A 13,232-nucleotide genomic window follows, 5' to 3' on the forward strand; every position below is an offset into this window, starting at 1 on the left:
GTGTCGGACGGTCACGCGTAGCGGTTCCCGGCCGGTTGGCCCCGCGGAGGACGGGGAACAGCAGAGCATGTCCTCTCCGGCTCCGCTCTGGGTGTTCGCCGATCAGCTCGGCCCCCACGTCCACTCGTCCGAGGAGATGGTGGACCGTGACGTCGTCATCATCGAGTCCGCGCGCGCGTTTGGCCGTCGACGGGGTCATCGGCAGAAGGCCCATCTGTTGCTCAGCGGCATGCGGCACCTCGCGGACGAACTCGGCGACCGTGCCACGTACATCCGTGCCGACACCTATCGCGAGGGCCTCGCCCGCGTCGGGCGCCCGGTCGTCGTCCACGAACCGACGTCGCGGCGAGCGGAGGCCTTCGTTCGTCGACTGGCCGACGAGGGCCTGGTCGAGGAGATCGTGCCGACCCCCACGTTCGCCCTGTCCCGTGCGGACTTCGCCGACTGGGCGGGCGGCAAGAAGTCGTTCCTCATGGAGAACTTCTACCGAGAGCAGCGTCGCCGGTTCGACATCCTGATGGACGGCGAGAATCCGGTGAGCGGCACCTGGAACCTCGATGCTGAGAACAGGGAGAAGCCGCCCAAGAAGCGGACGACACTCGGTGTTCCCGAACCGTGGTGGCCCGAGGAGGACGACATCGACGCCGGCGTGCGTAAGGATCTCGACGCCATGGACGTCGACTGGTCCGGCGAGGACGGACCGCGTCTCTTCGCCGTCACCGCAGCCGAGGCGGCGTCGGCGCTGGAGACCTTCGTGGCCACCCGTCTCGCCACGTTCGGTCCCTACGAGGACGCCGTGATGGCCGCGGACTGGACCATGTCGCACTCGCTGCTGTCGGTGCCGTTCAACCTCGGTGTGCTGCACCCGTTGGACGCGGCGCGCGCCGCCGAGCAGGCCTACCGGGACGGGACGGCACCGCTGGCGAGCGTCGAGGGGTTCGTACGCCAGATCCTCGGGTGGCGCGAGTACGTGTGGCACCTCTACTGGCATCTGGGCGAGGACTACATGCGCACGAACGCGCTCGACGCCGACACCCCGCTGCCCGGATGGTTCCAGACCCTCGACGCGGAGGAGGTCACCGCAGCGTGCCTGTCCGACGCCCTCGCCGGCGTGCACGATCGCGGGTGGGTGCACCACATCCCGCGCCTGATGATCCTGGGAAACCATGCGCTGCAACGGGGGTACGACCCGCGGGCGCTCACCCGGTGGTTCACCGAGCACTTCGTCGACGGGTACGAGTGGGTCATGCCCGTCAACGTCTTCGGCATGAGTCAGCACGCCGACGGGGGAGTGATCGCGACCAAGCCCTACACGTCCGGCGGCGCGTACATCGACCGCATGACCGACCACTGCAAGGGCTGCGCGTTCGACCCCAAGAAGCGGGTCGGGGAGGACGCGTGTCCGTTCACGGCGGGGTACTGGGCGTTCACGCACAAGCACCGCGAGCGGCTGGCGAAGAACATGCGCACGCGCCGAGCAGTCAGTTCGATGGAGCGGCTCGGCGACATCGACGAGATCGTCGAGCAGGAGCGGCACCGGACCTCTTTCTGAACTCGAGGTCGACCTCGAGTTCGTTGACCCTGAAAGCCCGTCACCCACTGCGCATGCCTACTATCTGAATGATGCGGGTCACAGACAAGGTCGCCATCGTCACGGGAGGTGGCGCCGGTATCGGCGCCGCCCTCGCCACTGCACTGGTCGAGGCCGGGAACTCGGTCCTGGTCGCCGATCTCGACGGGGCGGCCGCCGATGCGGTCGCCGCGCGACTGGGGGAGCGGTGCATCGCCGTCGGCGGCGACGTCGCCGACGACGCGGTGATCGCCCAGATGATCGAGCGGGTCGAGGAGGCGTTCGGGCCACTCGACATCTACATCGCCAATGCCGGGACGACGGCAGGGATGGGGCTCGACAGCACCGACGCCGCCTGGGACACCGCGCTGTCGGTCAACGTCCTCGCCCATGTGCGCGCTGCGCGCGTGGTGATCCCGCGATGGATCGAGCGCGGAACGCACGGCTACTTCCTGTCCACCGCGTCCGCGGCGGGCCTGCTCACCCAGATCGGATCGGCCACCTACTCGGTGTCCAAGCACGCCGCCGTCGGCTTCGCCGAATGGTTGTCGGTCACCTACGGCGACAAGGGCATCGCGGTGAGCTGCCTGTGCCCGATGGGCGTCAACACGGCGCTCCTGAACTCGGGCTTCGACAGCGACGCCGAGGGTGCCTCGGTGGCGGCCTCCGCCGTGACCGGCGCCGGCACCGTCCTCGAACCGGAGGACGTCGCTCGCATCGTCCTCGAGGCGATGGAGACCGAGAAGTTCCTCGTTCTCCCGCACCCCGAGGTGCTCACGTTCTACTCGCACAAGAGTGCCGACTACGACCGGTGGATCGCCGGGATGCGTCGGTACCGAACATCTCTCGAGACGGCCGCACGGCCAGGACAGGATCGCTGACATGGATTTCGCGTACTCGGATCGGTGCAAGGACTACCAGCAGCGCCTGCTGGCGTTCATGGACGAGAAGGTCTACCCGGCGGAGGCGGTCTACGCCCAGCAGATCCTGGAATCGGGTGATCCGCACTTCCAGCCGCCGATCCTCGAGGAGCTCAAGGCCGACGCGAAGTCGCGCGGCCTCTGGAACCTCTTCCACCCGGATCCCGCCTACGGCCCCGGTCTGACCAACGCCGAGTACGCACCGCTCGCGGAGATCATGGGCCGCAGCCCCGCGATCGCGCCCGAGGCCTGCAACTGCGCCGCACCGGACACCGGCAACATGGAGGTGTTCACCCGCTTCGGCACGGACGAGCACAAGGAGAAGTGGCTCGCCCCGTTGCTCGAGGGCACCATCCGCTCGGCCTTCGCCATGACGGAGCCCGATGTCGCCAGCTCCGACGCGACCAACATCGCGATGTCCATGGTGGCCGACGGCGAGGACTGGATCCTGAACGGCCGCAAGTGGTGGACCTCGAACGCCCTGCACCAGAACTGCAAGGTGCTGATCGTCATGGGCAAGACCGCGCCCGAGGCGTCGACGTACGAACAGCAGTCGATGATGGTCGTGCCGATCGACGCGCCGGGCGTCACCGTCCTGCGCGGACTGCCCGTGTTCGGGTACCAGGACCGCGAGGGTCACGCCGAGGTCCTGTTCGAGAACGTCCGCGTCCCCGGCAAGGACGTGCTCGCCGGACCGGGTGCCGGCTTCATGATCGGCCAGGCACGTCTCGGCCCCGGCCGTATCCACCACTGCATGCGGGCGATCGGAATGGCCGAGCGCGCACTGGAACTCATGTGTGACCGTGCGTCGTCGCGGGTGGCGTTCGGCAAGCCGATCGCGGCGCAGGCCAACATCCAGGACTGGATCGCCGAAGCCCGCATCGACATCGAGATGGCGCGCCTGCTCACGCTGAAGGCCGCCTGGATGATGGACGAGTTCAGCAACAAGGAAGCGCGCGTGGAGATCGCGGCCATCAAGGTCGCCGCGCCCGCGATGGCCCTGAAGATCGTCGACCGCGCCATCCAGGTCCACGGCGGCGGCGGTGTCTCCGACGACTTCCCGCTCGCCAGCATGTACGCCCACCTGCGGACCCTGCGTCTCGCCGACGGTCCGGACGAGGTGCACAAGCGGACCATCGCACGCACCGAGCTGGCGCCCTACCGGAAGATCGACAAGTGACGACGGGAACGACACCGGGCCTCGACGACGGTGCGGTCACGACGTGGATGGAGAGCCTCGACATCGGGGTCTCGGGGCCACTGACCTTCGAGCGCATCGGTAACGGGCAGTCGAATCTGACCTTCGCGGTGACCGACGCCGCGGGCAGCAACTGGGTCCTGCGGCGCCCGCCACTGGGCACGCTGCTCGCGTCGGCGCACGACGTCGCTCGCGAGTACCGCATCCTGTCGGCCTTGCAGCAGACCGCCGTTCCGGTGCCGACGACGATCGCGCTGACCGATGATCCAGCGGTCACCGATGCGCCCCTCGTGCTGATGAGTCACGTCGACGGGTTGGTGGTCGACAGCCCGACTGTCGCGGAGACACTGTCGCAGGCACGTCGTCGGACGATCGGTGAGGCCATGCCCGCCACGCTCGGCAAGATCCACGCGGTCGATCTCGACAGCACCGGACTCACCGACCTGGCGAGTCATAAGCCGTATGCTGCACGGCAACTGAAGCGGTGGTCGGCTCAGTGGGAGCAATCGAAGACGCGGGACGTTCCGGACATCGAGCGCCTGGCCACCGCGCTGGCGGCGTCGGCTCCGGAGCAGACCGAGGTCTCGTTGGTGCACGGCGACTTCCATCTGAGCAACATCATCACCAGCGGAGCCGGTGAGGGAAGTGTCGACGACGCGATCGTCGCGGTGGTCGACTGGGAGCTGTGCACGCTGGGCGAGCCGCTCGCGGACGTCGGTGCGCTGCTGGCCTACTGGTCGGAGGCCGACGACGACAACGCGGGCATGTTCATGTCCTCCACGTTGCCGGGCTTCCCGACGAGGAACGAGCTGGTCGAGCTCTATGCCGCCGCCACCGGCCGCGACGTCTCCGCGGTGGGGTACTGGCACGCCCTCGCGCTGTGGAAGCTGTCCGTCATCGCCGAGGGCGTCATGCGCCGGGCCATCGACGACGAGCGCAACCGGGCACGCGACGGTTCTCCGACGACGGATCTGGTGGACGGCATCATCGGCCGCGCCGTCGCCACGGCGGAGGAGGCCGGGATCCTCTGAGTGGGCTCCGCCTCCGTGCGCCTTTCGCGTACCCCTGGATACGCGAAAGGCGCACGAGGAGCGCCGGTCCTCAGGCGGGTCGGGTGAGGCCCAGTCGGACGACGAGACCGAGCACGAGCGCCCAGAAGGCCGAGCCGATCCCCGCGATCGCCACACCCGAGGCGGCGACCACGAACGTGATGGCTGCCGGCACCCGGTCCGCCTCGGTACTCAACGCGGCGGCCAGCGATGCCGCGAGGGTGGCCAGCAACGCCAGTCCCGCAACGGTTTCCACGATGCCGGCCGGCGCGAGGGCGACGAGGGTCGCCAGCGCCGCCGAGGCGAGCGCGAGGGCCAGGTAGGACGCCCCGGCAGCCACCGCCGCGATCCACCGACGATCCTTGTCCGGGTGCGCGTCCGGGGCGGCCGCGAGCGCTGCGCTGATGGCAGCGAGGTTGACGGCGTGAACGCCGGCGGGTGCGGTGATCGCTGTGCCGACACCGGTGACGGTCATCGAGGCTCGCCACGGTACCGCGTAGCCGAAGGAGGCCATGACGGCCGTTCCCGGGATGTTCTGCGACGCCATCGTCACGATGTAGAGCGGCAGCGCGATGCCGATCAGCGCCTGCCACGTCCAGGTGGGTGCGACGAGGTCGAGGCTCGGGAGCAGCGATCGGGCGCCGATCTCGGTGTCGCCCGTCGTGAGCGAGATGCCGATGACCACGGCGGCGACGGCGAAGGCCGCCGGTACCGCCCAGCGCGGGGAGAAGCGCAGCAGCACGACCCATGTGACGACGACGGGGGCGACCGCAGCGGGATTGTCCGCGAGGGCCCGCACGGGTTCGAGACACAGTGGCAGGATGACGCCGGCGAGCATCGCCTGTGCCAGCGACACCGGGATCGCCGCGATGACGCGGCCGAGGCCGGACCACACTCCGGTGAGCACGATCGCGATGCCCACGGTCACGAACGCTCCCACGGCCGCCGGCCATCCGCCGACCACCGCTCCGGTACCCGCGAGCAACGCGGCACCGGGTGTGGACCAGGCCAGTGTGATCGGGATGCGGTAGCGCAGTGCCAGACCGGTGATTCCGAAGGCCATGACGAGAGACATGGCGAACAGTCCGGACGCGGCTTGGGACTCGCTCGCCCCCACCGAGCGCAGGCCCGTGAGGACCACGGCGAACGAACTGGTGAAGCCGACGAGCGCCGTGACCACACCCGCGCCGATCGGCACGGCGAGGGACACCCGGCCGGGGGCTGTCACTGTCCGAGTGCCTCGACGACCGCGCGGATCTCGTCGGGGACCGGTGTCGGGCGGCGGGTCTCGGCGTCGACGTAGACGTGAACGAACCGTCCCGCCGCCGCCGGGGTCAGGTTTTCGCCGTCCACCCGGAAGATGCTCAGCGCGTACACGATCGAGGTGTTGCCGAGTCTCTCGACGGCGATACCCACCTGCAGATCGTCGGGAAAGCTCAGTTGGCTGAGGAACCTGCAGGACGTCTCGGCCACCACGCCGATGGCCGGGAGTGTGCGGATGTCGAGGCCGGTGCTCTGCATGAGCCACCCGTTCACCGCGGTGTCGAAGTACGAGTAGTACGTGACGTTGTTGACGTGCCCGTAGTGGTCGTTGTCCTCCCAGCGGGTGGCGACGGGCCACAGGACGGGGCAGTCGGCTGCGGACGGGACGGTGCTCTCGGTCATGCGGGTGAGGATTCCATCCCCGTGCGCCTTTCGCGTATCCCAGGGTGCGCAAAAGGCGCACGGGGCGCAGCCACGGTAGTAAGTTGGACGGGACCAGTCCGTACCGCTCGCGCCACAGATCGCTCCGGTCGCGCCGATTCTCGGGAGTACACGCCGTGGTGATGCCCGTCCACCTTCGCGACAGTGCCGTACCCAAGCACGAGCAGCTCCGCGCGATCCTGCTGCATCGGTGCACCAAGGAACTCCAGCCCGGCGATCTGATGCCGAGCGAACGGCGCCTCATGGAGGACTACGGGGTCAGTCGGATCACCGTGCGCGAGGCCATCGGTCAGCTCGTCAACGAGGGCCACCTGGTGCGGGTGCGCGGCAAGGGCACGTTCGTCGCCAGTCGGCCCGTCCAGTCGAGGCTCCACCTGGCGTCGTTCTCGGAGGAGATGCGCGCGCAGGGTCTCGAACCCACCACGGTCGTTCTCTTCGCGCGGCTCGAGGATCCGTCGGTGGCCACCATCCGTGCGCTGGACATCGCCGCGGGCGGCAAGGCGTACCACATCAAGCGGCTGCGACTGGCGGACGGAGAGCCCGTCAGCGTCGACGACGGGTGGTACGACGCCGCCGTGCTGCCGGGCCTGGTCGATCTCGATCTGAGCAAGTCCATCTACGACGCGGTGTCCTCCCACTACGGGCAGACCATCGATCGCGCCGAGCAGACGGTCAGCGCGACGGCGGCGGACAACGACACCGCGACGCTGCTGGGGACGAAGCGTGGGGCGCCGGTGCTGTACTTCGACCGGGTGTCGTTCAGCGGTGACCGGCCGATCGAACACACGGAGAGCTGGTACCGCTGCGATCGGTATCAGCTCACGATGGAGGTCCAGGGCGGGCGGCGGCCACAGCGTCGCTGACGTCCACAGCCGACAGCGTCGCCGACGCCGTTCGCTCGTACACTTCGGTCGAGGCGTTCCATCCGCAGATCGAAAGGCTCCTCCGTGCCCACTCCCCGTTCGCTCACCGGTCGCACCATCGTCGTGACGGGAGCGAGCGACGGGATCGGGCGCATCGCCGCGCGCACCCTGGCGGAACGCGGTGCGGAGGTGCTCGTCGTGGGCCGCTCACCGGAGAAGACCGCCGCCGCGGCCTCGGAGATCGGTGGTCGCGCGTTCGTGGCCGACTTCGCCTCGTTCGACGACGTGCGACGGGTCGCGGACGAGCTGCGGAATTCCGTCGATCACATCGACGTCCTGTTGAACAACGCGGGTGGAACGTTCGATCCGTCGAAGCGCACCGCCGACGGGCACGAGCCGAACGTCCAGATCAATCACCTGTCGCCGTTCCTGCTCACCCATCTGTTGCTCGACCGACTCGGCGGTATGGCGGGCAGTCGCATCGTCAACACGTCGTCCGTGGGCAACCTCGGTGGACGAATCGATCTGCAGGACATGGCCTACGACCGTTCCTCGCCGGCCGAGTTCCGCGCCTACTGCACCAGCAAGCTGATGAACATCGGCTTCACCCGCGGCGCCACGGAGCGGTGGTCCGACCGCGGCATCACGTCGGTGGCCGTCCACCCCGGAGCGGTGCGCAGCAACTTCGGCAACGCCAACGTCCTGTTCCGGGTGATCTACCGGACTCCGCTGAAGTACGTGGCCTCGATCAGTGCCGAGTCGGGCGCCGAGCCGTTGGTGTCGGTGGCCGTCGACAAGCCGGACGCCGAGGTCGCCGGGATCTACTACAGCCGCCACAAGGCTCGCGGTCGCACGAACGGGCAGGTAGACGATCCCGGCGTGGTCGACGGGCTGTGGAGAGAGTCGGAGAAGCTGGTCGGGCTGGCCTGACCCCGGCGCGTCAGAGGGTGAAGAGCGGCTCGCCGGCAGTGACGGACGACCCGACCGACGGCGTCGCGAAGGAGTCCGCGGCGGAGTCCATCACGACGACGGGGCACACGTCGTCGAATCCGGCGGCGGCGACGGCGGCCGGGTCGTAGCGCACGACGACGTCTCCGGCCGACACCGAGTCCTTCTCGGCCGCGACGAGTTCGAAACCCTCGCCCTTCATCGTCACGGTGTCGATACCGACGTGCACCAGCACTCCCTTCCTGTCCTCCGTCAGAACCACGAAGGCATGAGGGTGCAGCTTGAGGATGCGCCCGGACACGGGCGAGTGGACGTCCACCATTCCGGTCGTCGAATCGGGTCTGACAGCCACGCCGGCGCCGACCATCTGCGAGGAGAACACCGGGTCGGGGACGTCGGCCAGTGCGATGACGGTGCCCGCGAGCGGGCTGCCCACGGCGGTGTCGGTCACAGGATGTCGTCGATGTCCTCGGCGAGGGTGTCCGCCTCGGGCCCGACGATGACCTGCACGGCCGTCCCCTTGTGGAAGACCCCGTGTGCTCCGGCGGCCTTGAGAGCGGCCTCGTTCACGAGTGCTCCGTCTCGCACCTCGGTGCGGAGCCGCGTGATGCAGGCTTCGATCTCGACGATGTTCCCGGCTCCTCCGAGCCCGGCGACGATGGCGTCCGCCTTGGACATGCGGTGCTCCTTCCGCTCGGTGACCCGCCCCCGGCGCGATGCGATGCAGGTGGGCGTGCTCACACTTTCTGTTTGACATCAGGCTGCCACCTGGTCAAACTACAACTGGTTATGACCGGACAGTACCCGTGATGGAACCGGTCCACAACACACACGAGAAGAAGGTCGCCATGGCCGGCACGACTGCCACCGGGAACACCGCACCACAGACGCCCACCGAGAAGAAGGACTCCCGCGCACTCGCCGGGTTGCAGCGATTCGGGCGCAGTCTCATGCTGCCCATCGCAGTGCTCCCCGCCGCAGGCATCCTGCTCCGCATCGGCCAGCCCGATCTGCTCGGACGCTTCACCCCGCTCGAGACCACCGCATCGGTGATCTCGGCCGCGGGGCAGTCGGTCTTCACGTGGCTTCCCCTTATCTTCGCAGTCGGCATCGCGATCGGCTGGGCGAAGAAGTCGGACGGCTCCACCGCGTTGGCCGCGGTGGTCGGTTACATGGTGGTCGACGGCGTCTTCACGGCCATGTCGCCGGTGGTGCTCGACGGCGAGGTCGACGCGAACGGCGACCCTGCCGTCATCGACTACGGCGTGCTGGCCGGCATCATCATCGGTCTGCTCTCCGCCGTTCTCTGGCAACGCTTCTACCGTCAGAAGCTGCCCGACTACCTGGGCTTCTTCAGCGGCCGACGCCTCGTCCCGATCCTGACGGCGATCACCGGTCTCGTGGTCGGCGTCCTGATGTCCTTCGTGTACCCGCTGTTCTACAGCGCCCTGAACTGGGTGGGCACCACCGTCGCCGATCACTCCGTCGTGGGCAGCGGTATCTACGGTTTCGCCAATCGCATGCTCATCCCGACCGGCCTGCACCACATCCTCAACTCCGTCGTGTGGTTCCTCGTCGGTGACTACACGGACGCGAGCGGCCAGATCGTCCGAGGCGACCTCAACCGCTTCTTCGCCGGGGACCCGAGCGCCGGAGTGTTCATGACCGGCTTCTTCCCGATCATGATGTTCGCGCTGCCCGCCGCTGCCTTCGCGATCTACCGCAACGCGAAGCCGTCGCAGAAGAAGCTCGTCGGCGGCATCATGCTCTCGACCGGTCTCACGGCCTTCGTCACCGGTATCACCGAGCCGCTCGAGTACTCGTTCATGTTCGTCGCCTGGCCTCTCTACATCGTGCACGCGGTGCTGACCGGTACCTCGATGGCGTTGACCAATGCGCTCGGAATTCACGACGGTTTCTTCTTCTCCGCGGGCGGTATCGACTACCTGCTGAACTACGGCATCGCCACCAAGGCATGGCTTCTCATCCCGATCGGCCTGGTCTACGCCGTCATCTACTACGTGCTGTTCAGCTTCGTCATCAAGAAGTGGAACCTGCGCACGCCCGGACGTGAGGACGACGTGACCCTCGACGACGCGGCGGTGACCACCGGCGCACCGGCGGCCACCACCGCATCGACGGACGCCACGACCGCGCCGACGGACAAGCCGGCCGGCGGCGGCTCGGCGTGACCCTCCTCCGAGGGCGCGTCGTCCTGGTGAACGGCGTGCTCGAGGACGGGGTGGTGGAGTTCGAGGACGATCGGATCGTCCGGGTGGGCCCGGCCCGCGAGCGGACGGACATCGCCGTCCCGCCGTCGTCCTCGACGATTCTGCCGGGCATGGTGGACGTGCACTGCCACGGCGGCGGGGGAGCAGGCTTTCCCGATGACACGGCCGACGCCGTCGATGCCGCTGTCGCGCATCACGTGCGCAGCGGGACGACGACCATGCTCGCCTCTCTCGTGTCCGCCCCGCGCGAGGTGCTCGTCGACAGGACGACACTGCTGGCGGATCTGTGGCGCCGCGGCGACATCGCGGGCGTTCATCTCGAGGGGCCGTTCCTCGCCCGTAGCCGTTGCGGTGCACAGGATCCGGCGGCGATCGTTCCGGGTGATCCGCGTCTCCTCGAGGCCGTGGTGACGGCCGGCGGGGGAGCCGTGCGGTCGATGACGCTGGCACCGGAGACCGCGAACCTGGACGCCCTCGCTCGGGTGATGGCCGAGAACGACATCCGTCCGAGCGTGGGCCACACCGACGCCGATGCGGCCACGGTCACGGCAGCGCTGGCGCGGCTGACCGGGCCGGTGAGCGCCACCCATCTGTTCAACGGGATGCCGCCGCTGCACCATCGGTCGCCCGGACCGGTGGCCGCGTGTCTCGCGGCGGCGGGACGCGGCGAAATGGTGCTCGAACTCATCGGTGACGGAGTGCATCTCGATTCCTGGACGGTCGCCATGGTGGTCGACCTCGTCGGACCCGACGGCATCGTGTTCGTCTCCGACGCCATGGCCGCGGCCGGGATGAGCGACGGCCCTTACCGATTGGGCTCGCTCGACGTGACGGTCGCGGACGGGGTGGCGCGCCTGACGCAGGACGGCGACGAGCCGGGAGCCATCGCGGGCGGAACGTCGACAGTCCTCGACATCGTGCGACGGGCGGTGGCCGAGTCGGGAGTCGACCTGGTGTCGGCGGTGCGCATGGGGGCGACCACACCGGCTCGGTTCCTCGGCCTGCAGGACACGGTGGGGCGCCTGGCGGCCGGGATGCGCGCGGACATCGTGATCACCGATGCCGATCTGACCGTGACGAGCGTCGTGAGGCGCGGACGAGTGGAAGTGGGTGTGCCGGATGGAGATCGTCATCCGTGACGACGCAGCGGCGGTGCACCGCACCGTGGCGGACATCGTCGAACGCAGGGTTCGGCAGGGTGCCGCGGTGCTGGGCGTGGCGACGGGGTCCACCCCGTTGGGGACGTACCGGGAGCTCGGTCGGCGGCATCGCGAGGAGGCGTTGTCGTTCGCGTCCTGCCGGGCGTTCCTCCTCGACGAGTACGTGGGTCTGCCGGCCGCCCATCCGCAGTCGTACCGTTCGGTGATCGCCACGGAGTTCGCTGCGGAGATCGACATCGACCCGGATGCCATCGACGGTCCGAACGGCGAGGCGGCGGACGTCGCGGCCGAGTGCGCTCGCTACGACGCCGCGATCGCCGCGTCGGGCGGTGTGGACGTGCAACTGTTGGGCATCGGGTCCGACGGCCACATCGGCTTCAACGAACCGGGGTCGTCGCTCGTCTCCCGCACGCGGGTCAAGACCCTCACGCGCCGCACGCGGGAGGACAACGCACGCTTCTTCCACTCCGCCGACGAGGTACCGCATCACGTGGTGACCCAGGGTCTGGGCACGATTCTCGAGGCCCGCCATCTGGTCCTCGTCGCACTCGGCGAAGGGAAGGCGGACGCTCTCGCCGCGTCGGTGGAGGGGCCGCTGGCCGCGTCCTGTCCGGCGTCGGTGATCCAGATGCATCCGCACGTGACCGTGGTCGTCGACGAGGGCGCGGCGTCGGCGCTGGGGTCGAGTGACTACTACCGGTACGCGTTGTCGGAGAAACCCACATGGCAGCACTTCTGATCGTCGGACGTCCGGTCCCTACAGTGAGCGGATGACCATGTCGACGCTGCGTACGCGTCTCACCGGATCCACCGTCCTCGTCACCGGCGCGAGCTCGGGCCTGGGTGCCGATTTCGCACGACGCTTCGCGTCCCTCGGGTGCGACGTCGTGCTCGTCGCGCGGCGACTCGATCGCCTCGAGGAGCTGGCTGCGGAGATCTCCTCCCGGCACGGTGTCACCGCCACCCCGATCGCCGCGGACCTCGCCGTGCCCGGTGCGGGATCGGCGCTGAAGGCGACTCTCGGTCACCGCGGCATCACGGTGCACTCGCTGATCAACAATGCGGGATTCGGGACGCACCAGCCGTTCGTCGAGGAGGATCCGGTGACGCTCGGCAACGAGATCGCCGTGAACATCGCTGCTGTCGTCGATCTCTCGCGTGCGTTCCTGCCGGGCATGATCGAGCACGGCGCGGGTGTGCTGGTCACGCTCGCGAGCACGGCGGCGTACCAACCGCTCCCGGGAATGGCCGTCTACGCGGCGAGCAAGGCGTTCGTGCTCAGCTTCACCGAGGCGCTGGCCGTCGAGACTCGCGGGACCGGTGTCACCGTCATGGCGGTCTCGCCGGGTCCCACCGAGACCGAGTTCTTCGAGGTGCTCGGCAGCAAGGACGCCGCGTTCGGGAAGATGCAGACGTCGGAACAGGTCATGGACACGACGTTCGCGGCGCTCGCGGCCAAGCGGCCCCCGGCCTCGGTGGTGTCCGGAGTGAACAACAAGCTGCAGTCGGCCGGTGTGCGGTTGCTCCCACGTCGCGCCGCCCTCGAGGTCACCGCCAGAATGTTCCGTGAGTAGTCGGCTGGTCGAACG

The 13,232-nt window shown here is 68.6% G+C and carries 14 protein-coding genes; 10 read left to right on the forward strand and 4 right to left on the reverse strand.

The features are described 5' to 3' along the window. Positions 1-67: 67 nt before the first annotated feature. From OG947_RS16535 to OG947_RS16550, 4 genes are all read left to right on the forward strand, one after another. Positions 68-1,552: a cryptochrome/photolyase family protein gene (locus tag OG947_RS16535; protein ID WP_328812388.1), complete on the forward strand. Its 1,485-nt coding sequence runs from the start codon at positions 68-70 to the stop codon at positions 1,550-1,552. Positions 1,553-1,623: 71 nt separating this feature from the next. Next, entirely contained in the window at positions 1,624-2,451 is an 828-nt protein-coding gene (locus OG947_RS16540; protein ID WP_027507259.1) for an SDR family oxidoreductase, read from the forward strand. Position 2,452: 1 nt separating this feature from the next. Beyond that, positions 2,453-3,670, forward strand: a complete 1,218-nt coding sequence (locus OG947_RS16545) for an acyl-CoA dehydrogenase family protein (RefSeq protein ID WP_027507258.1) — start codon at positions 2,453-2,455, stop codon at positions 3,668-3,670. Positions 3,671-3,717: 47 nt separating this feature from the next. Next, positions 3,718-4,719: a phosphotransferase family protein gene (locus OG947_RS16550; protein ID WP_328814047.1), complete on the forward strand. Its 1,002-nt coding sequence runs from the start codon at positions 3,718-3,720 to the stop codon at positions 4,717-4,719. A gap of 70 nt (positions 4,720-4,789) precedes the next feature. Here the strand turns inward: OG947_RS16550 and OG947_RS16555 are convergent, their stop codons facing one another. Then, on the reverse strand, positions 4,790-5,965 hold the full coding sequence (locus tag OG947_RS16555; RefSeq protein ID WP_328812389.1) for a benzoate/H(+) symporter BenE family transporter: 1,176 nt from the start codon (positions 5,963-5,965) through the stop codon (positions 4,790-4,792). Then, positions 5,962-6,402: an acyl-CoA thioesterase gene (locus tag OG947_RS16560; protein ID WP_027507255.1), complete on the reverse strand. Its 441-nt coding sequence runs from the start codon at positions 6,400-6,402 to the stop codon at positions 5,962-5,964. Before OG947_RS16560 ends, OG947_RS16555 begins: the two co-directional genes overlap by 4 nt. A gap of 158 nt (positions 6,403-6,560) precedes the next feature. On the opposite strand from OG947_RS16560, the gene OG947_RS16565 reads away from it, so the two are divergent. Continuing rightward, positions 6,561-7,304, forward strand: a complete 744-nt coding sequence (locus OG947_RS16565) for a GntR family transcriptional regulator (protein WP_056448583.1) — start codon at positions 6,561-6,563, stop codon at positions 7,302-7,304. An 84-nt stretch (positions 7,305-7,388) separates the two neighbouring features. Then, the gene (locus tag OG947_RS16570; RefSeq protein WP_328812390.1) at positions 7,389-8,234 is read left to right on the forward strand and encodes an SDR family NAD(P)-dependent oxidoreductase; all 846 of its coding nucleotides are present in this window, start codon (positions 7,389-7,391) and stop codon (positions 8,232-8,234) included. Positions 8,235-8,244: 10 nt separating this feature from the next. Here OG947_RS16570 and OG947_RS16575 read toward each other — a convergent pair whose 3' ends face one another. Both OG947_RS16575 and OG947_RS16580 read right to left on the reverse strand, forming a co-directional pair. Next, positions 8,245-8,703 carry a PTS sugar transporter subunit IIA gene (locus OG947_RS16575; RefSeq protein ID WP_328812391.1) on the reverse strand — a complete coding sequence of 153 codons (459 nt, stop codon included), beginning with the start codon at positions 8,701-8,703 and terminating at the stop codon, positions 8,245-8,247. After that, the gene (locus OG947_RS16580) at positions 8,700-8,930 is read right to left on the reverse strand and encodes a glucose PTS transporter subunit EIIB (protein WP_027507251.1); all 231 of its coding nucleotides are present in this window, start codon (positions 8,928-8,930) and stop codon (positions 8,700-8,702) included. Before OG947_RS16580 ends, OG947_RS16575 begins: the two co-directional genes overlap by 4 nt. Before the next feature lie 272 nt (positions 8,931-9,202). Between OG947_RS16580 and OG947_RS16585 the strand changes: the two genes are divergently transcribed. The 4 genes from OG947_RS16585 to OG947_RS16600 are packed head-to-tail and all read left to right on the forward strand — an operon-like array spanning position 9,203 to position 13,217. Then, positions 9,203-10,444, forward strand: a complete 1,242-nt coding sequence (locus OG947_RS16585; RefSeq protein ID WP_373425274.1) for a PTS transporter subunit EIIC — start codon at positions 9,203-9,205, stop codon at positions 10,442-10,444. Continuing rightward, a complete protein-coding gene (locus OG947_RS16590) occupies positions 10,441-11,622 on the forward strand; it encodes an N-acetylglucosamine-6-phosphate deacetylase (RefSeq protein ID WP_328812392.1) in 1,182 nt (393 codons plus the stop codon). Before OG947_RS16585 ends, OG947_RS16590 begins: the two co-directional genes overlap by 4 nt. Next, positions 11,603-12,382: a glucosamine-6-phosphate deaminase gene (gene nagB, locus OG947_RS16595; protein ID WP_222632735.1), complete on the forward strand. Its 780-nt coding sequence runs from the start codon at positions 11,603-11,605 to the stop codon at positions 12,380-12,382. The genes OG947_RS16590 and nagB overlap by 20 nt, the downstream gene beginning before the upstream one ends. A gap of 31 nt (positions 12,383-12,413) precedes the next feature. Next, positions 12,414-13,217, forward strand: a complete 804-nt coding sequence (locus tag OG947_RS16600) for an SDR family NAD(P)-dependent oxidoreductase (RefSeq protein ID WP_027507247.1) — start codon at positions 12,414-12,416, stop codon at positions 13,215-13,217. Positions 13,218-13,232 lie beyond the last annotated feature (15 nt).

The organism is Rhodococcus sp. NBC_00297, assembly GCF_036173065.1.
Lineage (GTDB): Bacteria > Actinomycetota > Actinomycetes > Mycobacteriales > Mycobacteriaceae > Rhodococcoides.